General features: G+C 52.8%; 17 protein-coding genes, 1 other RNA gene and 1 pseudogene. 9 read left to right on the top strand and 10 right to left on the bottom strand.

The genetic code is table 11. The annotated features are described in order from the left end of the window. The first annotated feature begins 69 nt into the window (after positions 1-69). The 4 genes from NAL19_RS13075 to NAL19_RS13060 all read left to right on the top strand — a co-directional run bounded on the left by NAL19_RS13075 (position 70) and on the right by NAL19_RS13060 (position 4,112). Positions 70-546: an NlpC/P60 family protein gene (locus NAL19_RS13075; RefSeq protein ID WP_220467019.1), complete on the top strand. Its 477-nt coding sequence runs from the start codon at positions 70-72 to the stop codon at positions 544-546. A 47-nt stretch (positions 547-593) separates the two neighbouring features. Next, positions 594-1,610, top strand: a complete 1,017-nt coding sequence (locus NAL19_RS13070) for a lipoate--protein ligase A (protein ID WP_225084988.1) — start codon at positions 594-596, stop codon at positions 1,608-1,610. Positions 1,611-1,748: 138 nt separating this feature from the next. Further along, positions 1,749-2,474: an EAL domain-containing protein gene (locus NAL19_RS13065; RefSeq protein ID WP_263057583.1), complete on the top strand. Its 726-nt coding sequence runs from the start codon at positions 1,749-1,751 to the stop codon at positions 2,472-2,474. Positions 2,475-2,660: 186 nt separating this feature from the next. After that, on the top strand, positions 2,661-4,112 hold the full coding sequence (locus NAL19_RS13060; RefSeq protein ID WP_263057582.1) for a protein adenylyltransferase SelO: 1,452 nt from the start codon (positions 2,661-2,663) through the stop codon (positions 4,110-4,112). A gap of 35 nt (positions 4,113-4,147) precedes the next feature. On the opposite strand, the gene NAL19_RS13055 is transcribed toward NAL19_RS13060, so the two are convergent. From NAL19_RS13055 to NAL19_RS13030, 6 genes and pseudogenes are all read right to left on the bottom strand, one after another. Then, complete coding sequence (locus NAL19_RS13055) at positions 4,148-4,945, bottom strand: heme ABC transporter ATP-binding protein (protein WP_263057581.1); 798 nt, start codon at positions 4,943-4,945, stop codon at positions 4,148-4,150. Continuing rightward, a complete protein-coding gene (locus NAL19_RS13050; RefSeq protein WP_225084984.1) occupies positions 4,938-5,942 on the bottom strand; it encodes a FecCD family ABC transporter permease in 1,005 nt (334 codons plus the stop codon). Before NAL19_RS13050 ends, NAL19_RS13055 begins: the two co-directional genes overlap by 8 nt. Next, positions 5,939-6,757, bottom strand: coding sequence for a hemin ABC transporter substrate-binding protein (locus tag NAL19_RS13045; protein WP_263057580.1), 819 nt, complete (start codon positions 6,755-6,757; stop codon positions 5,939-5,941). Before NAL19_RS13045 ends, NAL19_RS13050 begins: the two co-directional genes overlap by 4 nt. Further along, positions 6,754-7,806: a hemin-degrading factor gene (locus tag NAL19_RS13040; protein WP_225084982.1), complete on the bottom strand. Its 1,053-nt coding sequence runs from the start codon at positions 7,804-7,806 to the stop codon at positions 6,754-6,756. The genes NAL19_RS13045 and NAL19_RS13040 overlap by 4 nt, the downstream gene beginning before the upstream one ends. Positions 7,807-8,027: 221 nt before the next feature. Further along, positions 8,028-9,076: pseudogene (locus NAL19_RS13035) on the bottom strand (3-deoxy-7-phosphoheptulonate synthase). Positions 9,077-9,355: 279 nt separating this feature from the next. After that, on the bottom strand, positions 9,356-10,177 hold the full coding sequence (locus tag NAL19_RS13030; RefSeq protein ID WP_180742680.1) for a pyruvate, water dikinase regulatory protein: 822 nt from the start codon (positions 10,175-10,177) through the stop codon (positions 9,356-9,358). 299 nt (positions 10,178-10,476) lie between these two features. On the opposite strand from NAL19_RS13030, the gene ppsA reads away from it, so the two are divergent. Then, positions 10,477-12,855: a phosphoenolpyruvate synthase gene (gene ppsA, locus NAL19_RS13025; protein ID WP_263057579.1), complete on the top strand. Its 2,379-nt coding sequence runs from the start codon at positions 10,477-10,479 to the stop codon at positions 12,853-12,855. 215 nt (positions 12,856-13,070) lie between these two features. Here the strand turns inward: ppsA and apbE are convergent, their stop codons facing one another. The 3 genes from apbE to ydiK all read right to left on the bottom strand — a co-directional run bounded on the left by apbE (position 13,071) and on the right by ydiK (position 15,721). After that, positions 13,071-14,117, bottom strand: coding sequence for an FAD:protein FMN transferase ApbE (gene apbE, locus NAL19_RS13020; RefSeq protein ID WP_263057578.1), 1,047 nt, complete (start codon positions 14,115-14,117; stop codon positions 13,071-13,073). Between the two features lie 91 nt (positions 14,118-14,208). Then, positions 14,209-14,320, bottom strand: an RNA gene (gene rprA, locus NAL19_RS13015) — antisense sRNA RprA. Between the two features lie 291 nt (positions 14,321-14,611). Then, complete coding sequence (gene ydiK / locus NAL19_RS13010) at positions 14,612-15,721, bottom strand: AI-2E family transporter YdiK (protein ID WP_263057577.1); 1,110 nt, start codon at positions 15,719-15,721, stop codon at positions 14,612-14,614. Positions 15,722-16,006: 285 nt separating this feature from the next. On the opposite strand from ydiK, the gene NAL19_RS13005 reads away from it, so the two are divergent. Both NAL19_RS13005 and menI read left to right on the top strand, forming a co-directional pair. Then, entirely contained in the window at positions 16,007-19,060 is a 3,054-nt protein-coding gene (locus tag NAL19_RS13005) for an FAD-binding and (Fe-S)-binding domain-containing protein (protein ID WP_263057576.1), read from the top strand. Next, on the top strand, positions 19,060-19,476 hold the full coding sequence (menI, locus tag NAL19_RS13000) for a 1,4-dihydroxy-2-naphthoyl-CoA hydrolase (protein ID WP_225084975.1): 417 nt from the start codon (positions 19,060-19,062) through the stop codon (positions 19,474-19,476). Before NAL19_RS13005 ends, menI begins: the two co-directional genes overlap by 1 nt. A gap of 49 nt (positions 19,477-19,525) precedes the next feature. Here menI and NAL19_RS12995 read toward each other — a convergent pair whose 3' ends face one another. Beyond that, entirely contained in the window at positions 19,526-19,927 is a 402-nt protein-coding gene (locus tag NAL19_RS12995) for a hypothetical protein (RefSeq protein WP_225084974.1), read from the bottom strand. A 427-nt stretch (positions 19,928-20,354) separates the two neighbouring features. Between NAL19_RS12995 and sufA the strand changes: the two genes are divergently transcribed. Continuing rightward, the gene (sufA, locus tag NAL19_RS12990) at positions 20,355-20,726 is read left to right on the top strand and encodes a Fe-S cluster assembly scaffold SufA (protein ID WP_263057575.1); all 372 of its coding nucleotides are present in this window, start codon (positions 20,355-20,357) and stop codon (positions 20,724-20,726) included. A 13-nt stretch (positions 20,727-20,739) separates the two neighbouring features. After that, positions 20,740-22,239 carry a Fe-S cluster assembly protein SufB gene (sufB, locus tag NAL19_RS12985; RefSeq protein WP_129706066.1) on the top strand — a complete coding sequence of 500 codons (1,500 nt, stop codon included), beginning with the start codon at positions 20,740-20,742 and terminating at the stop codon, positions 22,237-22,239. Positions 22,240-22,292: the final 53 nt, after the last annotated feature.

Here is a 22,292-nt window from a genome sequence, read left to right as displayed (position 1 = left end):
AATTAATCCAATACCTAGCATTTTCAAACGCTAGAGGTCTATGGCCTCGGCGGTTTTATGGTAATCGCGATGATACGTTTACGACATGCTTTGATCCTCGCCAGCCTGATTTTAGTCGGCTGTAGCAGTAGCCGGCATAATAATCCGCCGCCGAATGCGCGCCTGAGCGATTCGATCATGGTGATGGTGCAGCTAAACGATCAACTTGGGCAATGGTACAGAACGCCTTACCGCTATGGCGGACTGGATCGTAACGGCGTCGATTGTTCCGGTTTCGTCTATCTGACGTTTCGCGATAAGTTCGGCATGCAGTTGCCGCGCACCACGGAAGAACAAACCGAACTGGGCGAGCGCGTTGACCGCGATAATCTGTTACCGGGTGACTTGGTCTTTTTCAAAACGGGCAGCGGCAGCAGTGGGTTGCACGTCGGCATTTATGACAAAGACGATCAGTTTATTCATGCCTCCACCAGCCAAGGCGTAATCCGTTCGTCTTTGGATAACGTGTACTGGAAACGGGCTTACTGGCAGGCTCGCCGCATCTAATTTTCCTTCCTTATTCTGTTTTGTTGACAGCATGGAGCTATCCACTCATGTCCTCTCTGCGTTTACTCATCTCTGACTCTTACGATCCTTGGTTTAACCTTGCCGTTGAGGAGTGCATCTTTCGCCAGATGCCCACCACGCAGCGAGTGCTGTTTTTGTGGCGCAATGCGGAAACGGTGGTGATTGGTCGCGCCCAGAACCCGTGGAAAGAGTGCAATACGCGGCGGATGGAAGAGGATGGTATCAAACTGGCACGGCGCAGTAGCGGCGGTGGGGCGGTCTTTCACGATCTCGGGAATACCTGTTTTACCTTTATGGCCGGCAAACCGGAGTACGACAAAAGCGTTTCAACGCAGATCGTTCTGGATGCACTCAGTGCGCTTGGGCTAAAGGCCAGCGCGTCGGGTCGTAACGATCTGGTGGTGGAAACCGCAGACGGCGTGCGTAAGGTATCCGGTTCTGCCTATCGCGAAACCAAAGATCGCGGCTTTCATCATGGCACGCTGTTGCTGAATGCAGATCTCAGTCGCTTAGCGGACTATTTGAACCCGGATGTTAAGAAGCTACAGGCGAAAGGGATTACATCCGTGCGTTCCCGCGTTGCTAATCTGGTGGAATTGCTGCCCTCTGTCGATCACCAGATTATTAGTCAGGCAGTGACGCAAGCCTTCTTTACTTATTTCGGCGAACAGTGTGAACCGGAAATTATCTCGCCTTCTGCCCATCCAGATCTACCGGGATTCAGCGAACAGTTTGCACGTCAAAGCAGCTGGGAATGGAATTTCGGTCAGGCGCCGGATTTCTCGCATTTACTCGATAACCGCTTTACCTGGGGCGGCATTGAATTGCATTTCGATGTGGAACGCGGCGTGATTGTCCGTGCGCAGATTTATACCGATAGCCTGAATCCCGCGCCGTTGGAAGCACTTGCTTGCGCATTACAGGGAACGGCATATCGCCCGGAAAATATGGCGGCTACGTGTCAGACGCTGATTAGCGCTTTCCCCGAACAGCAAAATGAATTGCAGGAACTGGCCGACTGGCTGGAGCAGAGTTTGCGTTAACGCGTGACATTCGCTGCTAAACACGTCCTGTTACATAGCAGAAAGGCACTTTTCGTGCGTTATACGGACAAGTGCTATAGATTCATATATAATAATAACGTAATGTGATTATTATTAATTGCTATGCAGTACAGGATCATGCGTATCCATCTTGCTGTTGACTACACCAGTGACTATGTTTTTTGGCCGATATTCAGGTTGGATGGAACGCTACTGGCTGTCGAAATGATAAGCCATTTTAATGGCCTTTCGGGCAAGTTGAGCATGCCTGCCGATATCCTCCTCATGCAATTGAATTCGCGTCAGAAGCAGGATTTGATTCATGAACAACTGCTTTTTATCAAAGAAAAATCCGCATGGTTTATCGATAACAACATCCAATTACTGCTGAAGGTGGGGAGTGAAATAGCAGACATTTTGCTCAACTCCGACGTGCTACGCGCTGAAATAAAGCGTCTTGATTTTGTCTTGTTGGAAATTAATGAGTTTTTCCCACAGCTCGCGCAGGGAAAAGAAAACGCCGCACTGCTGAATCTGAGCCAAGCCTTTCCTTTGTGGCTGGATAATTTTGGTTCTGGAAAGACAACGCTGAAACCTTTGCATGATGGCCTGGTGCAAGGTGTGAAGTTGGATCGTCAGTTTATTGGACAATTGTTATCGCGTCCGGCAAATATGTTGATGATGGAGCCGCTGCTACGGACGATTAAAAATAGCTATTCAGGCATCAGTATTGTCGCTAAGGAGATCGATACCGTAGCGATCCTGAATAAAATGAGATTGCTGAGCATTGATGCCGTTCAGGGTCAAATGTGGCCCGCCGTACATTTTGATAGGCTTGAGCAACGCACGGCACTTATTGGTTAATTCAATCGACCCAGCCGCTTTTCGGGGAGAGGGGCTTTCTGAATACTGCTCGTGAAAATAATACCCCTGCTTTTCCTCCGTGTTAATTTCATTACCATCCCTCTACACTTTCTGCATACCCGTTAGTCGATGTGTGGTGAGCGTATGGCTCTCTTCACCTGAACAGGGTGGTACTAGGGAGACAGGATGCAGCAGACACCGTTATTCAAAAATCACTATTTTCACCAATTGCCGGGTTTTTATACCGCGCTACAACCTACACCGTTACATGGCGCTCGCCTGCTTTACCACAGCGAAGGGTTGGCCGCTGAACTCGGGTTATCTTCCGACTGGTTTACGCCAGAACAGGATGCCGTCTGGAGCGGCGAGCGTTTGCTGCCGGGAATGGAGCCGTTAGCGCAGGTGTATAGCGGCCATCAGTTTGGTATGTGGGCCGGTCAACTGGGCGACGGGCGCGGTATTCTGCTTGGGGAACAGCAACTGGCGGATGGCCGCAGTATGGACTGGCACCTGAAAGGTGCAGGGCTGACGCCGTATTCGCGCATGGGGGACGGTCGTGCTGTGCTGCGTTCAGTTATTCGCGAATTTCTGGCCTCGGAAGCGATGCACTATCTGGGGATTCCCACAACACGGGCGCTGACGATTGTCACCAGTACACATCCGGTGCAGCGTGAGCTGGAGGAAAAGGGCGCCATGCTGCTGCGCGTGGCGGAAAGCCATGTGCGGTTCGGCCATTTTGAACACTTCTACTATCGCCGTGAGCCGGAAAAAGTGCGTCAACTGGTGGAGTATGTCATTGCTCGTCACTGGCCGCAGTGGGAGCACGACGAGCACCGCTATGAGCTGTGGTTCGGCGATGTGGTAGAACGTACCGCCCGGTTGATCACCCATTGGCAGGCGGTCGGGTTTGCACACGGCGTGATGAATACGGATAACATGTCGATTCTGGGGCTGACTATCGACTATGGTCCTTACGGCTTTTTAGATGCTTATCAGCCTGATTTCATCTGTAATCACTCCGACCACCGCGGGCGCTACGCGTTTGACAATCAGCCTGCCGTAGGCCTGTGGAATCTGCATCGTCTGGCGCAGGCGCTGTCGGGGCTGATGGACACCGACACGCTGGAGCGTGCGCTTGCCCGCTATGAGCCGGCGCTGATGCAGCACTATGGCACGTTGATGCGCGCCAAGCTGGGCTTGTTTACCGCGAGCGCAGAGGATAATGACGTGCTGGTAGGGCTGTTGCGTCTGATGCAGCAAGAGGGCAGCGATTATACCCGCACATTTCGTCTGCTGGCAGACTGTGAGAAACAGGCATCACGCGCGCCGCTCCGTGATGAGTTCATCGATAGGGCTGCGTTCGATAGCTGGTTTGCGACCTATCGCCAGAGACTCATGCAGGAAGAACAGGGCGATGAAGAGCGTCGTCAACTGATGAATGCGACGAACCCGAAGTACATTCTGCGTAATTATCTGGCGCAAATGGCGATTGAACGGGCGGAAAGCGATGATATCAGCGTGTTGACTCGTCTGCATCAGGCACTGTGCCGACCGTTTGACGAGCAGCCGGATAAGAACGATCTGGCAGCGTTACCGCCAGAGTGGGGTAAGCATCTGGAGATTTCCTGCTCCAGCTAAGCCGGAGCAGGAATGATGGCTATTGCCGTCTAATATTATTGCCGCAGATAAACCTGCGGAATGGTGTAGTCCGGGTGTGAACCGACGCTGAGGTCGGCGCGATACCAACGGGTCAACGTCTCTGCCTGTAGCACTTGCGCAGGCGTACCCTGTGCGACCAGCTTCCCTTCGTGCAACAGCAGGATGCGATCGGCATACAGCGCCGCCAGATTCAGATCGTGCAGGACGCAGCATACGGATAACGGCTGTTCACGCGTGAGTTGCTTAAGCAACCGCAAGAGGTGCTGTTGATGGTATAGATCTAGCGCCGAGGTCGGTTCATCGAGAAATAACCAGCCTGGCGTCGGTTCTGGGTGCCACAGTTGCGCCAACACACGAGCAAGCTGCACACGCTGCTGCTCTCCGCCGGAAAGGTGGCGATAGTCGCGCGCTGCCAGATCCAGACAGCCTGTTTGCGCCATGACCTGCTGGATAACATCATCATTTTTCGGGTTGCGCCCATGCGGGGAACGCCCCATCGCGACGACATCCCGCACGCTAAACGCGAACGCCATGCCACTATGTTGACGCATCACCGCGCGCGTTTTTGCCAGTGCGCCGGGCTGCCAGTGCGAAAACGGCTGTCCGGCTAAGAGACATTCGCCGTCATCGGGCGTCAAATAACCGGTCAATAAACGGAGCAGGGTCGACTTTCCCGCGCCGTTAGGGCCGATAATCGCGACGATCTCCCCACAGTGCAGTTCCAGAGAAACATCATCCGTCAGGGTGCGACCGTTGGTCTGAAAGCGTAGATGACGTGCGACTAACGTCTGGTCGAGCGCTGAGTCAGTCATTGCTACGTCCTTTGTGCTGAACGATCAGCCATAAGAAATACGGCCCGCCAATCAGGCTACTTAACAGCCCTACGGGCATTTCCGCTGGCGCAAGTAGCGTACGAGCCAGCGTATCGGCAAACAGCAGCAGGCAGGCACCACCGAGGATAGAACCGGGAATGAGCCAGCGATGATCGGCGCCCACATGCAAACGCATCAGGTGGGGGATAATGAGCCCGATAAACCCGATTACGCCGCTGACCGCCACCGCCACACCCACCAGCAGTGAACTCAGTAGCAGCAGCGCGTACTTGGTACGCTTTACATTGATGCCAAGGTAATGTGCCTCTTCATCTCCCAACTGCAACACATTCAGACGGCGCGCGTAGTACAGCGTGGCCAGCATGCCGGGAATCGCCAGTGTGCTGGTAACCAACAGCATCGGCCACTGTGCCTGTCCGAGACTGCCCATGCCCCACAGTGAGAACTGGCGCAATTGTTGGTCGGTGCTGATGTAGGTCAAGACGCCAATCAGCGCAAGGCACAATGCATTAAGCGCGATGCCTGCCAGCAGTAATCGCGTTAATCCCCCTTGTTCGGAGCGGCTGAGGATAAAAATGATAGCGGTAATCGCCAGACTACCCGCGAAAGCGGCAAACATCGGGCTGTAAAGCGCCAGCAGAGGCGGAAGACCGAGCGGCAGCACGATAGTGAGTGCCACGCAGAGCGCGGCGCCGCTGCTGATACCAAGTAGGCTGGGATCGGCCAGTGGGTTACGAAACAATCCCTGCATAATCGTGCCTGAACAGGCCAGCGCGCCGCCGACGAGTATCGCCAGCAGCACGCGGGGAACGCGGATGTTCAGCCAGATATGCCAGAGTGGATCGTCAAAAGGCGTCTGCCATAGCGTCTTGAGTGACAACGTCAACGCGCCCATGTTGGCGGCACCCACCATCAGTACCGCCATGAGCAACAACAGCGCGATCAACCAGGTTCGTGGATGAAACCGTGACGTCATTTGATCGCTTCGGCGGTCTGACGCAGCGTTGCCATCAATGCTGGCGTTTCGAGCGTAAAGCCCAGCATTGCCATATCGTCGACAACCAGCAGACGCTTGTTCTTACCTGCCGGAGTCAGTGCTAACCCAGGTAATTTCCAGACTTGCGCTTCGCCGCCTAATGTCTTCAGCCCCTGGCTGGAGATCAGAATCAGATCTGGCGCACTGGCAATGACACCTTCCTGAGACAGCTGTTGGTAACGTTCAACATTCTGCATGGCATTCTGTAACCCAGCGTGGCGAATGATCGTGTCTGGTGGCGTATTTTTTCCTGCGCCCATCGCACTCATACCGCCATGGTTGAGAATAAACAACGTCTTGACGGGCAATGGCGCGGTTTTGACCGCCGCCAACTGCTGCTGATAGGTTTCCGTCAGCTTTTTACCTTCGGTGTCTTTACTCAATGCCTGTGCGATGGCGCTAATTTTCTGCGGCACCGCATCCAGCGTTGGTTGAGCGGAAACGTGAACCACTTTGGTGCCGCTGTCCGCAACCTGCTGTAAGACCAGGGAAGGCTGAGACAGATCGCTGGCAAGAACCAGAGAAGGTTTCATCGCCAGAATACCTTCCGTATTGAGGTGGCGCATGTAGCCCACGTCAGGCAGTTTCTTCACGGATTCCGGGTGCAGGCTGGTGCTATCGCGTGCCACCAGATCATTCTCTGCGCCCAACGCATAGATGATTTCGGTGACGTCGCCGCCGATAGAAACGATACGTTCGGCAGCAGACACCCCCAGCGGGAGTGTCAAAAGCAGGGGGAATAGCCAGTTTTTCATGCAGCGAGATCCTTATGCGGTTTCAGGGAATCGACTTGGTTGCGCCACTGTTGTTGTTCCGGCGTACCTTCGGTACGTTGCCCGAAGAGCTGTGCAATTTGGGAGCCGTCTGCGGCATAGAGTTCGAGGCTGGTCACGATACCGTCAACCGTCGGTTTGCGCGTCACCCAGCTTTCAGCAATCGCACCTTCGATCAGATGCAGGGTAAAGTCTTTATTAAAGATGTTAATCCATTCCGCGTGTTGCTCCATGCGCTCTACACGCTCAAGCGTACCGGTGAAGATTTGCACACAGCCGCGGTTGCCGACAAACACCATGATTTCGTTCTGATCTTCACGCGCGGCAAACAGAATCTGTGACAGCGCATCGTTGTCTACCCGGTAAGCCAAGTCGTCAGCGACGGCGTTAAATGCCTGCTGGCGCGTCAGGTTATAGCGCTTGAGCAGAATGAAGAAATCATGCACGTCCTTCATGGCACGCCAGTCTGCTTCAAACTGAGGATTATGGGCAATGGCCTGTTCAGCCGCCGCACCATTGGTGGCCGGACGGTGTACCAGTGCGGGGTTTTCGCTGCTGGCAAATTTTTCAATGAACAGCTGCCAGGCGGCCATGTCCGTGGTGTCGGTCGTGTAGACCTTCAGAATGGCATCGCCCTGATGATCGAAGAATTGAATGCTCTGACGTTCGCCGCGTGCGGTGTTTTCACGCAGTGCAAAAGCCGAGGCCCACTGAGAGAGGAACAAACGGAGATCCAATCCGCGCGGATTGAGGATCAGGCCAGCATGCCCATCCAGCGTCTGGTTTTGATAATAACCCGTATGCTCATGCACGGCGTACTCGTTGCGCGTGATCGACTTGGTATTACCAACCTGCTCCAGCGCGCTTAACCAGACCTTGGCATCACCTTGCAGACGCTGCGCATCGTGTCCGACACGGGCGTGAGTCAGTTCCGCTTCGCTGATGCCGAGTAACGCAGCCAGATCGCGGGCATATTTACGCGGATGTTCAACTTTAGCCTGGAGGTATTGTTGGTAAATGGACGTCTGCATCTCGTTCGTTCCCTTAATCGTTGTCGTATTGATTATAGCAATGAATGAGAATCATTTTCATGTAACAAAAACGCAACCTCAAGTGAAGTTTTCTTAATAAGTGGAATAAGAGGAATCGTAAGATGAATTTACGTGCTGCGAGAGCGTGGGAGAGGTGGCGTAAAAAGAGGAAACTGGCTGGCACACTACCGGAGAAGATGAGTGTGCCAGCGTATATCGGATTAAAAACGGCTGTCGACGGCGTCCGCCAGACGTGCCAGCAGCGTTTCGGTGTCCTGCCAGCTCAGACAAGGATCGGTAATGGATTGCCCGTATGTCAGTGCCAGAGGATTGAGCGCCGGCTGGTTGCCTTCAATTAAGAAACTTTCCGCCATGATGCCCGCGATAGCGCGTGAACCCGCACGAATTTGCTGACAGATGTCATCAGCCACATCGAGCTGACGACGATGCTGTTTCTGGCAGTTAGCATGACTAAAATCGATCACCAGATGCTCGGGCAGCGAGAATTCACGCAGGTGAGCGCAGGCGGCAGTAATGTCTTCCGCGTGGTAATTTGGCGTTTTTCCGCCGCGCATAATAATGTGGCCAAACGGGTTGCCTTGCGTTTTGTAGACCGACATGAAGCCCTGCTTATCCGGCGAGAGGAACATATGCTGAGCACGGGCGGCACGAATGGCGTCGACGGCGATGCGCGTGTTGCCGTCTGTACCGTTCTTGAAGCCGACAGGGCAGGAGAGCGCCGAGGCCATTTCCCGGTGAATCTGGCTTTCGGTGGTTCTTGCACCAATCGCACCCCAGCTAATCAGGTCGGCAATATATTGGCCGGTGACCATATCGAGGAATTCCGTCGCGGTTGGCAGCCCAAGCTGGTTGACATCCAGCAGCAGACGGCGGGCAATCTCCAGCCCTTCGTTTACCTGGAAGGTGCCATTCAGTGCCGGATCGGAAATGAGACCTTTCCAGCCTACGACCGTGCGCGGTTTTTTCCAAAATAGGTGCGCATGACGATTTCCAGTCGATCCTGATACTGCGTACGTAGCGCAGCCAGACGGCGTGCATAATCTAACGCGCTGTCGGTGTCATGGATCGAACAGGGGCCAATCACGACGAGCAGACGAGGATCCTGACCGGTTAGAATGGCTTCAATTTTCTTACGTGACGAGGTGACATTTTCGGCAACGGCAGGGGTAATCGGGAGTCTGGTGAGTAACGTTTGGGGCGTAACCAGACTCTCGATGCGCGCGCTCCGCAGTTCATCTGTTTGTAGCATGTTTTGTCTCTGAATGCGGTCAAGCCGAAAACCTGTCTTTACTGAAAAAGCGTGGACATGATAGGTCTTTCAGACCAGGGCAATGTTTTCGAATAACGGCAATGTTTTCGAACCACGACAATATTTTCGAACCACGACAATGTTTTCAGACACGGTTTTCAGGCTATGTTTCCGACTAAAAGGTTGCTTCGCAGCGGCGAAATGCCGGGAAGTGATGGAGCACACAATAAACGAAATGGCGCACATTACAACCGCATTAGGACAAAAAACTATAGTGTACTAGTACATTCTTCGACTCATGCCGAGAATGTCGATGATTTTGGCGGAAATTTCCTCAACGGAATAATTGGTCGTATTAAGATAGTTAATCTGGTGTTTGCGAAACAGCGCCTCAACTTCGCTGAGCTCCATGCGGCACTGACGCAGTGACGCATAACGACTGTTACCCCGACGCTCTTCCCGAATGGCTGCCAGCCGTTCAGCATCAATGGTGAGCCCGAATAGCTTGTGCTGGAAGGGTTTCAGCGCATCGGGCAGGCGCAAGTTATCCATATCATCAGCAATAAAAGGATAGTTGGCGGCGCGAATGCCAAATTGCATCGCCAGATACAGGCTGGTCGGCGTCTTGCCACAGCGCGACACGCCCAGCAGAATGACCTGCGCCTGATCGAGATTGCGCAGCGAGATGCCATCATCGTGTGCCAGCGTGTAGTCGATGGCCGCAATACGGGCGTCGTATTTGCTCAGATTATTGGCGGTCAAGCCATGAGTACGGTTAGCCACTGGCGTCGGCGGCGTGTTCAGTTCTTCCTGCAAGGGGGCAACCAGCGCTTGTACGATGTCCTGGCAAAACCCTTCACTGCTGGTAATAATGTTACGCACGGTCGGGGTGACAATGGAATAAAACACCAGCGGACGTACACCGGTTTGCTGATACAACGTATTGATTTGTTCACACACGGCTTTAGCGCGGGCTTCACTTTCAACGAAAGGTAAGGTATAGCTAACCGTGTTCACGGGGAACTGGGACAACACTGCATGGCCGAGCACTTCTGCCGTAATGGCCGTACCGTCCGAGACATAAAATACGCTTCTTTCCACATAACCCCTTGTGATATTTCCGACAGCTCGAACACGTTAACCTCGTCAAAAATTGTGTTTTACGAATACTTTTATTAAAACACCATTTCATTATCTTTATGATAAAGAATACTAATCTTCTACGATATTGGATTTTTACCGTGTTAAGCAATCATTCGCCGTGAAATCAGTTTTTTTTCATAGGTTGATCGATTCACCTGTCCATGTTCATCAAAACGCTATGCTAACCTGATTGCGTTGAGGCGATTCTCAACCGAACTCTTTCATACCCTAATTGTATGCAGAAAGGATTATTTTCGATGTCCAATAACGGCCCTGATTTGCGTAATGTCCTTTGGTATAACCAGCTCGGTATGCACGACGTTGAAAGGGTGGGGGGCAAAAATGCCTCTCTGGGTGAAATGATCACCAACCTTTCAGGATTGGGCGTAGCCGTTCCCAACGGCTTTGCGACAACGGCGCAGGCGTTTAATGATTTTCTTAATCAAAGCGGGATTAACCAGCGCATTTATGAGCTGCTCGATCGCACCGACATTGACGATCTGAATCAACTGGCCAGCGCCGGTGCGCAGATTCGCCAGTGGATTATTGATACGCCATTCCAGCCGGAGCTGGAGCAGGCGATTCGTGACGCCTATCAGCAACTGGCCGATGGTGAGAAAGACGCCTCGTTTGCCGTGCGTTCCTCTGCCACGGCAGAAGACATGCCGGATGCGTCTTTTGCCGGCCAACAGGAAACCTTCCTGAACGTGCAGGGCATCGACGCGGTGATGGTCGCGGTGAAGCACGTGTTTGCATCGCTGTTTAACGATCGCGCGATCTCTTATCGTGTGCATCAGGGCTATGACCACCGTGGCGTGGCGCTATCGGCGGGCATACAGCGTATGGTGCGCTCCGATCTGGCGTCTGCGGGTGTGATGTTTACCATTGATACCGAATCCGGTTTTGATCAGGTGGTGTTCATCACGTCGGCTTACGGTTTGGGTGAAATGGTGGTGCAGGGTGCGGTGAACCCGGACGAGTTCTATGTTCACAAGCCGACCTTGCAGAACAATAAACCTGCGATTGTGCGCCGTAACATGGGATCGAAAAAAATCCGTATGGTCTATGCCGCAAGCCAGGAACATGGCAAGCAGGTGCGGATTGAAGATGTGCCTGCAGAACAAACGACGCGTTTCAGCCTGACGGATGATGAAGTACAGGCACTGGCGCGTCAGGCACTGCTGATTGAGAAACACTATGGCCGCCCGATGGATATTGAGTGGGCGAAAGATGGCCACACTGGCAAACTCTATATCGTGCAGGCGCGCCCGGAAACGGTACGTTCTAACGGCCAGGTGATGGAACGCTACCACCTACCTGCCAGCGGCACGGTGCTGGTGGAAGGTCGTGCTATCGGCCACCGCATCGGTGCGGGCGAAGTCAAAGTGATCCAGGACATCAGCGAGATGCACCTGATCAACGCGGGCGATGTGCTGGTAACCGACATGACCGACCCAGACTGGGAGCCGATCATGAAGAAGGCCGCGGCGATTGTGACCAATCGTGGTGGACGCACCTGTCATGCCGCCATTATCGCACGTGAGCTGGGCATCCCTGCCGTTGTGGGCTGCGGTGATGCGACCGAGCGTTTGCGCAAGGGGCAAAAAGTGACCGTTTCTTGTGCAGAAGGTGACACGGGTTATGTGTATCAGGATCTGCTGGACTTCTCCGTGAAGAGTTCACAGATTGATGAAATGCCTGCACTGCCGCTGAAAATCATGATGAACGTGGGTAATCCTGACCGCGCGTTTGATTTCGCCTGTTTGCCAAACGATGGCGTCGGTCTGGCGCGTCTCGAATTCATCATCAACCGTATGATTGGTGTGCATCCGCGCGCGCTGCTGGAATTCGATCAACAGACTCCGGAACTGCAACGTGAGATCAAAACGCTGATGCAGGGCTACGACGATCCGGTTGAATTCTATGTCGGTCGGCTGGTGGAAGGGATCGCAACGCTGGCCGCGGCATTCTCACCGAAGCGCGTCATCGTCCGCCTGTCCGATTTTAAATCGAACGAGTACGCCAATCTGGTCGGCGGTGAGCGCTATGAGCCGGAAGAAGAAAACCCGATGCTGGGCTTCCGCGGTGCGGGTCGCTATGTGTCGCCGGACTTCAAAGCCTGTTTTGCTCTGGAATGTGAAGCAGTCAAACGCGTGCGTAACGTGATGGGTCTGAAGAACGTCGAGATCATGATCCCGTTCGTTCGCACTGTGGCGCAAGCGGAAGCGGTGATTGCCGAGCTGGCGAGTCAAGGCCTGCGCCGTGGCGAAGACGGCCTGAAAATCATCATGATGTGCGAAATTCCGTCCAACGCGCTGTTGGCCGATGAATTCCTGCAACACTTTGATGGCTTCTCCATCGGTTCAAACGACATGACGCAGCTGGCGCTGGGTCTGGACCGCGACTCCGGCGTGGTATCGTCGCTGTTTGACGAACGTAACGATGCGGTGAAGGCGCTGTTGTCGATGGCGATTAAAGCCGCCAAGAAACAGGGTAAATACGTCGGGATTTGTGGGCAGGGGCCGTCAGATCACGAAGATTTCGCGCTCTGGCTGATGGAACAAGGCATTGATAGCCTCTCGCTCAACCCAGACACCGTGGTGCAAACCTGGCTGAATCTGGCTGAGCACAAGTAATTAGTACGGTGAATGCCTGATGTGTAGTCATCAGGCAACTGAAACAGTATTCACAGAATGAAAACGGTGGTAATGGAATAGAAGAGTAAAGCGTTTGCGCCATGGATGGCGCAATTCGAGCGTACAGGGAGGTATTCACTGCGTCTTTACGATCTATCCATTACCACCGCTCGGCAGCAGTTGATCTCAATCGGTACTAAAACATATTTTTCACATTACGGTGCCGCAATCAGGAAGGATTTAAACTGCGGCGTCATTACCGCGCTAAAGCCCTTATCCGTTTTGGTAATCAGATAAACCGCCAGCCCTTGCTGTTCCGCCAGCTTTAACGCTTTCTCCGTGCCCAATACCATCAAACCGGTATCCCAGCCATCGGCTTCCAGTGCGGTCGGTGCAATCACGGTCGCGGAAACCAGATGATGAGTAATCGGTCTGCCCGTCTCGGGATCGATAACGTGAGAATAGCGCTTGTTGTCCTGCTCAAAATAATTTCGGTAGCTGCCGGAGGTGCTAATGGCATAACCCTGCAAATTCACCGCTGCCTGTGCCGCGTTTTCCTGGTCGGTTGGCTTCTGAATTGCTACACGCCACGGCGTCCCTTCGGCGTTCACGCCACGGCTGGAAATCGCGCCACCGACGGAAACCAGATAGTTGGTGATCCCTTTACGTGTCATTAACTGCGCAAGAACGTCCGCACCGTACCCTTCACCCAGCGTGGAGAGGTCGACATACAAATCCGGGAGATCCTTCTGAATCCATTCCCCTTTTTCATCGCCAATCAATTTCAGGTGACGCAACCCAACGTTTTGCCGCGCTAAGTCGATCTGCTGTTGGCTGGGGATGCGTGTAGGCTGCTTCTGCGGGCCGAATCCCCAGAGGTTAACCAACGGGCCGACGGTGATATCCATCGCGCCGTGGGTCGCTTTACCGATACGCAACGCAGCCAGAATGATATCCGCCATGCCGTTGCTGATAGGCTGTGGCTCCGTTCCCCGATACTGATTAAAACGTGATAGCACGGAATCGTCACGGTAGGTGGAGATGTCATTATTGGCCTGCTCCAGCAAGGCATCGATTTCTCGTTGCAACTGCGTTTTGTCTTCGGTGATGTCGCCGCTAATTTTTACGCTGTAAAACGTCCCCATCGTTTTACCTTCGATGGTTAACAAGGGGCGCTGTGCCGTCGGTGTTGGATTGTCGCAGGCGGTCAGAAGGCTGAATAAGCCACAGAGTAGTAATCTCTTCGCGGCGAGAGGCGTCATGAAAAACTCCTGAAAAACTGAACTGAGAGTAGGCAGACAGGAGAGTAACAAAAAAGGGAGGAAGCGTAATTGAATGGAAGAGAAATGAAAGGAAAAAAAAGGCCCATCTCAGGGGATGGGCAAAGACTACACACAGCAATTCGTTACTAACTCTGACGAGGAGGAAACCTCATTGACAAACAGTAGGTTAATACTAGCTCAGGTATTTATCCTATGGATTATGTCCTATTTCGTCATTAAGAATCATCCTAATAGTTAATTATCTTTTAAGAATTACTCTCTCAGAGTTTTTATATTGTCAATAATATTGATGAATTAGAGAAATGATATCAAAATTTTTAGGAATAATCCCTAAGAACAGAGGCTTAATCATTAGCTATTTTTATATATTGAAAAAGTGGGGGAAGGGCGTCGCCACGGAGACGTGATGGTGAGAATGGGCAATGCTTGGGCGGCGCACCGCCCACGGGAAAGACGAAACAGTGCTACTGCCCTTATTGTTTATTGGGGTTGCTGGACGTATTAACGGAGAGGATGCTCTGCGGTTCGGGGATTTCACGCATCCAGGCAAACAGCAGACGATAAGAAACGGCAAGGACGACCGGGCCAATGAATAGCCCTATCATGCCAAAGGCCAGCAATCCGCCAATTACGCCGGAAAGAATCAGCAGCATAGGAAGATCGGCTCCCATCCTGATCAATACTGGGCGGATCACGTTATCGATAGTGCCAACGACGCAGCTCCAGACCAGCAAAACTGTGCCCCAGGTGGCATCACCCGTCCAATATAGCCAGATAATGGCAGGAATCAGTACCGGAAGTGGCCCCAATTGCGCCAGACAAGACAGAAACATCAGTACAGTCAGTAGTGTGGTATGGGGAATACCGGACAGCCCCAGCCCAATTCCGCCCAACACCGACTGCACGATAGCGGTAACCACCACGCCTAGTGCGACAGCGCGAATCGACTGTGCTGCCAGAATGACAGCGGCATCGCCACGCTCTTTCCCCAGCCGGATAGCGAAATGTCGCACGGCTCTCGCCACGGCTTCCCCTTTGTAATACAGCAGGGCACTGAAGATCAGCATCAGGGAGCAATGCATCAGAAAGCGACCGATATTGGCCGCTTGTGCCACTAACCAGGTCGCCGTTTTACCAAAATAGGGTTGCACTTTGGCGAACAGACCGCTACCGCCGCTTTGCAACAATGTCTGCCAACTGTTGAATAATTTTTCACCGACGAAAGGAATAGACGTCAGCCACTCGAGTGTCGGTGGTGAAAAGTTTTCCTGTCGGGCTCCCCAACTCATTAACGCCGAGCTGTTATCCACTACGCTACTAACAAGAACGGCAATCGGGACAATAAATAGCAGAATAAGCAGTAGCGTCATGACGATCACGGCCAGAGAACGTCGCCCCCACAATAGCGCCTGAAACTTAATCAGCACTGGCCAGGTGGCAATCACCACCATACACGCCCAGGCGAACCCCAGAATAAAAGGCTGAACCACCCAAAAACAGGCAATTATCATGATGGTAATAAATGCCAGACTGAACAGGATTCTGGCCAGATCAAATCGTGGTGGCTGAGAATATTTACTCAATGAATCGTTCCTCAATAGCAAAAGAAAGGGCTGAAGGCGAGGTAGCTTGGGTGACAGCCTGTGGTCATCTGTCATCATGAGATATTTCTGGGTGTTTTGACAGCCTGTTGAACATTTTGTTGGTGAAACGACGGTTCGCCAATACGCTGTATGTTTTTGCCGATCCGGGAGCGCACACGATTGCGAAATATGATAAAACGTCATGTCCCCGATGAAAGGGCGGCTATAGCAGGCACATCACGACATATTGGCAAACACATCATGTACGGACAGGGTCAAAAAATAATGATCCCACAGATCACGCAATCTCCCGGGCTGGTTCAGCCGGTGCTTAATTTTTTGGAAGCATTGAAGAAAAATGGGTTTACGGGTGATACGGCGACCAACTATGCCGATCGTCTGACGATGGCAACGGATAACAGCATCTATCAGCTTTTGCCGGATGCGGTGGTTTTTCCCCGTTCTACCGCCGATGTCGCGATTTTATCGCGGCTGGCGGGCGAGGAACGTTTTTCAGGGCTGACCTTTACCCCGCGCGGCGGTGGGACGGGAACGAACGGACAGGCCCTGAATCGCGGCATCGTGGTCGATATGTCGCGTTATATGAACCGTATTCTGGAAATTAACCCTGAACAGGGGTGGGTGCGCGTCGAGGCTGGTGTCATTAAAGATCAGCTTAACCAGTACCTGAAGCCTTATGGCTATTTCTTTGCGCCAGAGCTGTCGACCAGTAACCGGGCGACGCTGGGCGGCATGATCAATACCGATGCATCGGGACAAGGCTCGCTGGTGTACGGCAAAACCTCAGACCATGTGCTGGGGCTGCGTGCGATATTGCTGGGCGGCGAGATGCTGGATACGCAGGCGATGCCAGTCGCGCTGGCAGAGAAGCTGGCGTTAGAAGATTCCTCCATTGGTCGCATTTACCATACGGTGCTGCACCGCTGTCGCGAACAGCGCGCGTTAATCATCGACAAATTCCCTAAGCTGAATCGTTTTCTGACGGGTTACGATCTACGTCATGTGTTCAGTGACGATCTCCAGACCTTCGACCTGACGCGAATTCTGACCGGTGCTGAAGGCACGCTGGCGTTTATTACCGAAGCGAAGCTCGATATCACGCCGTTGCCAAAGATTCGCCGTCTGGTGAATATCAAATATGACTCCTTTAACTCAGCGCTGCGCAATGCGCCGTTCATGGTGGAAGCGAAGGCGCTGTCGGTTGAAACCGTGGACTCTAAGGTATTAAACCTTGCCCGCGAGGATATCGTCTGGCATTCCGTTAGCGAATTGATTACCGATGTGCCTAATCAGGAAATGCTTGGCCTGAATATCGTTGAGTTTGCGGGTGATGATGACGCGCTGATTAACGGGCAGGTCGACGCGCTCTGTCAGGGACTGGATGCGCTGCTGGCGAGCGGAGAAGGCGGGGTCATTGGTTATCAAACCTGTAACGATCTGGCTGGCATCGAACGTATTTACGCCATGCGGAAAAAAGCCGTAGGCCTGCTGGGCAACAGTAAAGGGCAGGCGAAGCCGATTCCATTCGCGGAAGATACCTGCGTGCCGCCACAGCATCTGGCTGATTACATTGAAGAATTCCGCGCATTGCTGGATAGCCATAACCTGACGTACGGTATGTTCGGTCATGTAGACGCCGGGGTGCTGCACGTCCGCCCGGCGCTGGACATGTGCGACCCACAGCAGGAAATGCTGATGAAACAGCTTTCCGACCAGATTGTCGCGCTGACGGCTAAATATGGCGGCCTGCTGTGGGGGGAACACGGCAAAGGCTTCCGCGCCGAGTACAGCCCTGAATTTTTTGGGCCGGAGCTGTATGCCGAACTGCGCCGTATCAAAGCGGCGTTCGATCCGGATAACCGGCTTAATCCCGGGAAGATTTGTGCGCCGCTGGACGTGGATGCGCCGATGATGAAAGTCGATGCGGTCAAGCGCGGCACGTTCGACCGCACCATCCCTCTGACGGTGCGTACGGCGTTCCGTGGCGCGATGGAGTGTAACGGTAACGGGCTGTGCTTTAACTTTGATGCGCGTAGCCCCATGTGCCCGTCGATGAAAATCAGCGGCAACCGTATTCATTCGCCGAAAGGTCGTGCGACGCTGGTGCGTGAATGGTTACGCCTGCTGGCGGAGCAGGGCGTCGATCCGGTGGCGCTGGAGAAGGCATTGCCGCAGCAGAAACTCAGCCTGCGGGCGTTTATCCAGAAAACCCGTAATACCTGGCAGGCGAAGCAGGGGGATTACGATTTCTCCCACGAAGTCAAAGAGGCGATGTCGGGCTGTCTGGCGTGTAAAGCCTGTTCAACGCAGTGCCCTATCAAAATTGACGTGCCCGGTTTCCGTTCCCGCTTCCTACAGCTTTATCACACGCGCTATCTGCGTCCGATTCGTGACTATCTGGTTGCGGGCGTTGAAAGCTATGCACCGCTGATGGCGCGCAGTCCGAAGACGTTTAACTTCTTCCTGAAAATGCCGCTGCTGAATAATCTGAGCCGCAGCCAGATCGGCATGGTCGATTTACCCTTGTTGTCATCCCCGTCGCTGCGTCAGCAGTTTGCCGGGCATAGCGGCGTTAACACCACGCTGGAACAGCTGGAACAGTTACCGGAAGCGGCGCGCCAGCAGTACGTGTTAATCGTGCAGGATCCGTTTACCAGCTATTACGATGCGCAGGTGGTGGCAGATTTCGTCCATCTGATCGAAAAACTGAAGCTGAAACCGGTACTGTTACCGTTCTCGCCAAACGGGAAAGCACAGCATATTAAGGGCTTCTTGCAGCGTTTTGCCAAAACAGCGTCAAAGACGGCTGATTTCCTGAATCGCGTGGCTAAACTGGGGATGCCGATGGTAGGCGTCGATCCGGCGTTGGTACTGTGCTATCGCGATGAATACCGTGAAATCCTGGGTGAGAAACGCGGTGATTTCCAGGTGCAACTGGTGCATGAATGGCTGGTGACGGCACTGGCCGACAGTACGCCGCAGCCTGCCACTGGCGAATCCTGGTATCTGTTGGGTCACTGTACGGAAACCACGGCGCTGCCGATCAGCACGAAACAATGGGCTGATATCTTCTCGCGCTTTGGTGCCAAACTGGAGAATGTCAGCGTCGGGTGCTGCGGTATGGCGGGAACCTACGGTCATGAAACCAAGAACCTCGCCAACTCGCAGGGTATTTATGCGCTATCCTGGCAACAGGTGTTACAGAAATTACCCCAGAAACGCTGCCTGACCACCGGCTATTCATGCCGCAGTCAGGTGAAACGTATGGAAGGCCGCGCACTACGCCATCCGCTACAGGCCCTGCTGGAGATTATCTGATGCTATGGAAACGACAGGTTACGCTTGAGCAACTTAATCGACAGAGTCAGGCGTGCATGGTGGGCCATGTCGGTATTCGCTATACCCATATTGCAGATGATGTTCTGGAAGCCGTGATGCCAGTGGATGCACGCACGCGTCAGCCGTTTGGCTTACTGCACGGCGGTGCGTCCGTTGTGCTGGCGGAATCGTTGGGGTCGGTGGCGGGCTATTTGTGCTCAGAGGGCGATCAGCAGGTGGTAGGGCTTGAAATCAATGCCAATCACCTGCGAGCTGTGCGCGAAGGCGAAGTACGTGGCGTGTGCCGCGCGCTGCACGTTGGCCGCCGTAGTCAGGTATGGCAGATTGAGATTTTTGATAATCAGAATCGCCTGTGCTGCATTTCTCGCCTGACAACATCGGTTATTACGCCGTAAACACGAAGCAAACACTGAACCAGACTGCCAGACGGTCTGGTTCGGTTATTCAGGGAAGAAACGGCACGCGCTTAACGAAGTCGGTCTGAAACGCGGTCGCTTTATCCCATGAACCTTGCATGCTTAGCTGATGGCAAATCGATTTCAGCGTGTTACGGGCAAAGTAGTAACTTTGCACCCGAAAGAGGTGGCAACGCCCTTCATTATTAATCTCTTTAATCAACCGATTGTGCAGCTTGACCAGCGCATGCAGATAGCTGTCGTCATCGCCATTTCTCAGACAGAGTTCAACCATATCCATGCAGGCGTTATGATAGCGACGTAAATGGTCAATATTGCTTCCAGGGCGATTCAGGCGCGCTTCCGCCATGTAAAAATCAACGGTGGCATCGCGAATCTGGAATTTATATTCGTCAATCTGGTGGTGCAGCCAGGCAGTCACGGAAAGCATGGTGAACGATCCTGAAAATGAAATGATAATCATTATCATATTTATAAAAAAGGCGGTGATCAATGGGCAAAATGTGCTTTAACGCCAAAAAATACGATCGGGAATCACATAAATCTTCATATACCTTCCCTGTTTTATAAATAGGTATCACCGATAAATGTTATAATAATGATAACGAGATGATAATTATTATCTGGCTGTAATGTGTAGTGATGATGAATGCAATTCCTTTTAAATCAATATATTAATTGATTTTTTATCGCGTTGTTTGGCACGCCCGAGACGTGTAAAATGACGCTATTGGCTTGCTAAAAACTGAAATGTTACGAATAGCCCTGCGAAACAAGAGGTTGAAGCTAGTTTCATTATCACTAACATTAGGGGAAACCAGCCTAAAACTGGTACCACACGTAATGAGGTATTCCATATGCAAGCGGAAAATGTAGGGACGTTTTCACTGGATGAAAATGTCTGGCAAGGATTGACGCTGACAGAAAGCGCCGTGAAGCAGATTAAGAATCTGATGAAGCAGGATGAGACCGTGCAAGGACTGCGGCTCAGCGTTAAACAATCCGGCTGTGCGGGATTCGGCTATGTGCTGGATCTGGTACAGGAGTTCGAAACCGACGATCTGGTCTTCGAACGTGATGGTGCAAAACTGTATGTCCCACTGAAAGCGATGCCTTTCATTGACGGCACAGAACTCGATTTCGTCCGGGAAGGGCTGAATCAGATATTCAAGTTTAATAATCCCAGAGCGCAACATGCTTGTGGATGTGGCGAAAGCTTTGGCATTTAAGTGATGAAAAATTATGGCACGTAGCACGGTAGATGTACCTGATGATGTCCAGATCTGGATGGGTGATGGACGCTATAAAGAAGGTTTCTTTACGCAATTGGAAACCGATGAGCTGGCGCATGGCATCAATGAAGATGTCGTACGGGCGATCTCGGCGAAGCGTAATGAACCTGAGTGGATGCTGGAATTCCGTCTTAACGCCTACAAAGCGTGGCTGGAGATGGAAGAACCGCATTGGCTGAAAGCCCATTACGAGAAACTCGACTATCAGGACTATAGCTATTATTCCGCGCCTTCCTGCGGTAACTGCGACGACAGCTGCGGCTCTGAGCCCGGTGCCAAGCAGCAATCCGGGATTACGGATGTGAATAATTACCTGACCAGCGAAGTAGAGAATGCGTTTAATCAGCTGGGTGTTCCTGTCCGTGAAGGCCAGAAAGTCGCCGTCGATGCGATTTTCGACTCCGTATCCGTTGCGACCACGTATCGACATGAGCTGGCTGAAAAAGGCATTATCTTCTGTTCATTCAGCGAGGCGATTCAGGAACATCCCGATCTGGTGCGTCAGTATCTCGGTACGGTTGTACCGGCGAACGACAACTTCTTTGCGGCGCTGAACTCGGCAGTCGCTTCTGACGGCACGTTTGTGTACATCCCGAAAGGCGTGCGTTGCCCGATGGAACTGTCGACCTATTTCCGCATCAATGCGGCGAAAACCGGCCAGTTTGAGCGTACGATCCTGATTGCCGATGATGACAGTTATGTCAGTTATATCGAAGGCTGTTCTGCGCCCGTTCGTGACACCTACCAGCTGCACGCCGCCGTGGTGGAAGTCATCATCAACAAGAATGCCGAAGTGAAATACTCCACGGTGCAGAACTGGTTCTCCGGTAAAGATGACGCAGAAGGCGGGATTCTGAACTTTGTGACCAAGCGCGCACTGTGTGCAGGCGAGCATTCAAAAATGTCATGGACACAGTCGGAAACCGGCTCTGCGATCACCTGGAAATACCCGAGCGTTATTCTGCGCGGTGACTACTCCGTGGGGGAATTCTTCTCTGTCGCCTTGACCAATGGCCGTCAGCAGGCGGATACGGGCACCAAGATGATCCACATCGGTAAAAACACCCGCTCGACCATCATCTCTAAAGGGATTTCAGCCGGACGCAGTGAAAACACGTACCGTGGTCTGGTGAAGATCATGCCGAGTGCGGCTAATGCCCGTAACTTCACCCAGTGTGACTCCATGCTGATCGGTAGCGAGTGCGGCGCGCACACGTTCCCATATGTGGAAGTGCGCAACAATACCGCGCAGTTGGAGCACGAAGCGACGACCTCGAAAATTGGTGAGGACCAGTTGTTCTACTGTCTGCAACGCGGTATCAGCGAAGATGACGCCATCTCGATGATCGTGAACGGATTCTGTAAGGACGTCTTCTCTGAATTGCCGCTGGAATTTGCGGTAGAAGCACAAAAGTTACTGGCGATTAGCCTGGAACACAGCGTGGGTTAATTCGGCGGTTACCGGGATTTTCACAGACGAATAATGAGAATCATCGGTCCCGG

It is taken from the genome of Pectobacterium sp. F1-1 (assembly GCF_025643735.1).
Classification (GTDB): domain Bacteria; phylum Pseudomonadota; class Gammaproteobacteria; order Enterobacterales; family Enterobacteriaceae; genus Pectobacterium; species Pectobacterium colocasium.
This window is presented reverse-complemented; position numbering and strand designations above follow the sequence as displayed.

Bases quoted from the DNA above. Each gene is read 5' to 3' on its own strand.
- ppsA (WP_263057579.1), top strand. From the start codon at position 10,477: ATGTCCAATAACGGCCCTGATTTGCGTAATGTCCTTTGGTATAACCAG.
- NAL19_RS13055 (WP_263057581.1), bottom strand. From the start codon at position 4,945: ATGACTGACTCAGCGCTCGACCAGACGTTAGTCGCACGTCATCTACGC.
- menI (WP_225084975.1), top strand. From the start codon at position 19,060: ATGCTATGGAAACGACAGGTTACGCTTGAGCAACTTAATCGACAGAGT.
- NAL19_RS13075 (WP_220467019.1), top strand. From the start codon at position 70: ATGATACGTTTACGACATGCTTTGATCCTCGCCAGCCTGATTTTAGTC.
- NAL19_RS13070 (WP_225084988.1), top strand. From the start codon at position 594: ATGTCCTCTCTGCGTTTACTCATCTCTGACTCTTACGATCCTTGGTTT.
- NAL19_RS13050 (WP_225084984.1), bottom strand. From the start codon at position 5,942: ATGACGTCACGGTTTCATCCACGAACCTGGTTGATCGCGCTGTTGTTG.
- NAL19_RS13060 (WP_263057582.1), top strand. From the start codon at position 2,661: ATGCAGCAGACACCGTTATTCAAAAATCACTATTTTCACCAATTGCCG.
- NAL19_RS12995 (WP_225084974.1), bottom strand. From the start codon at position 19,927: ATGCTTTCCGTGACTGCCTGGCTGCACCACCAGATTGACGAATATAAA.
- apbE (WP_263057578.1), bottom strand. From the start codon at position 14,117: ATGACGCCTCTCGCCGCGAAGAGATTACTACTCTGTGGCTTATTCAGC.
- NAL19_RS13040 (WP_225084982.1), bottom strand. From the start codon at position 7,806: ATGCAGACGTCCATTTACCAACAATACCTCCAGGCTAAAGTTGAACAT.
- NAL19_RS13005 (WP_263057576.1), top strand. From the start codon at position 16,007: ATGATCCCACAGATCACGCAATCTCCCGGGCTGGTTCAGCCGGTGCTT.
- sufB (WP_129706066.1), top strand. From the start codon at position 20,740: ATGGCACGTAGCACGGTAGATGTACCTGATGATGTCCAGATCTGGATG.
- sufA (WP_263057575.1), top strand. From the start codon at position 20,355: ATGCAAGCGGAAAATGTAGGGACGTTTTCACTGGATGAAAATGTCTGG.
- NAL19_RS13065 (WP_263057583.1), top strand. From the start codon at position 1,749: ATGCGTATCCATCTTGCTGTTGACTACACCAGTGACTATGTTTTTTGG.
- NAL19_RS13045 (WP_263057580.1), bottom strand. From the start codon at position 6,757: ATGAAAAACTGGCTATTCCCCCTGCTTTTGACACTCCCGCTGGGGGTG.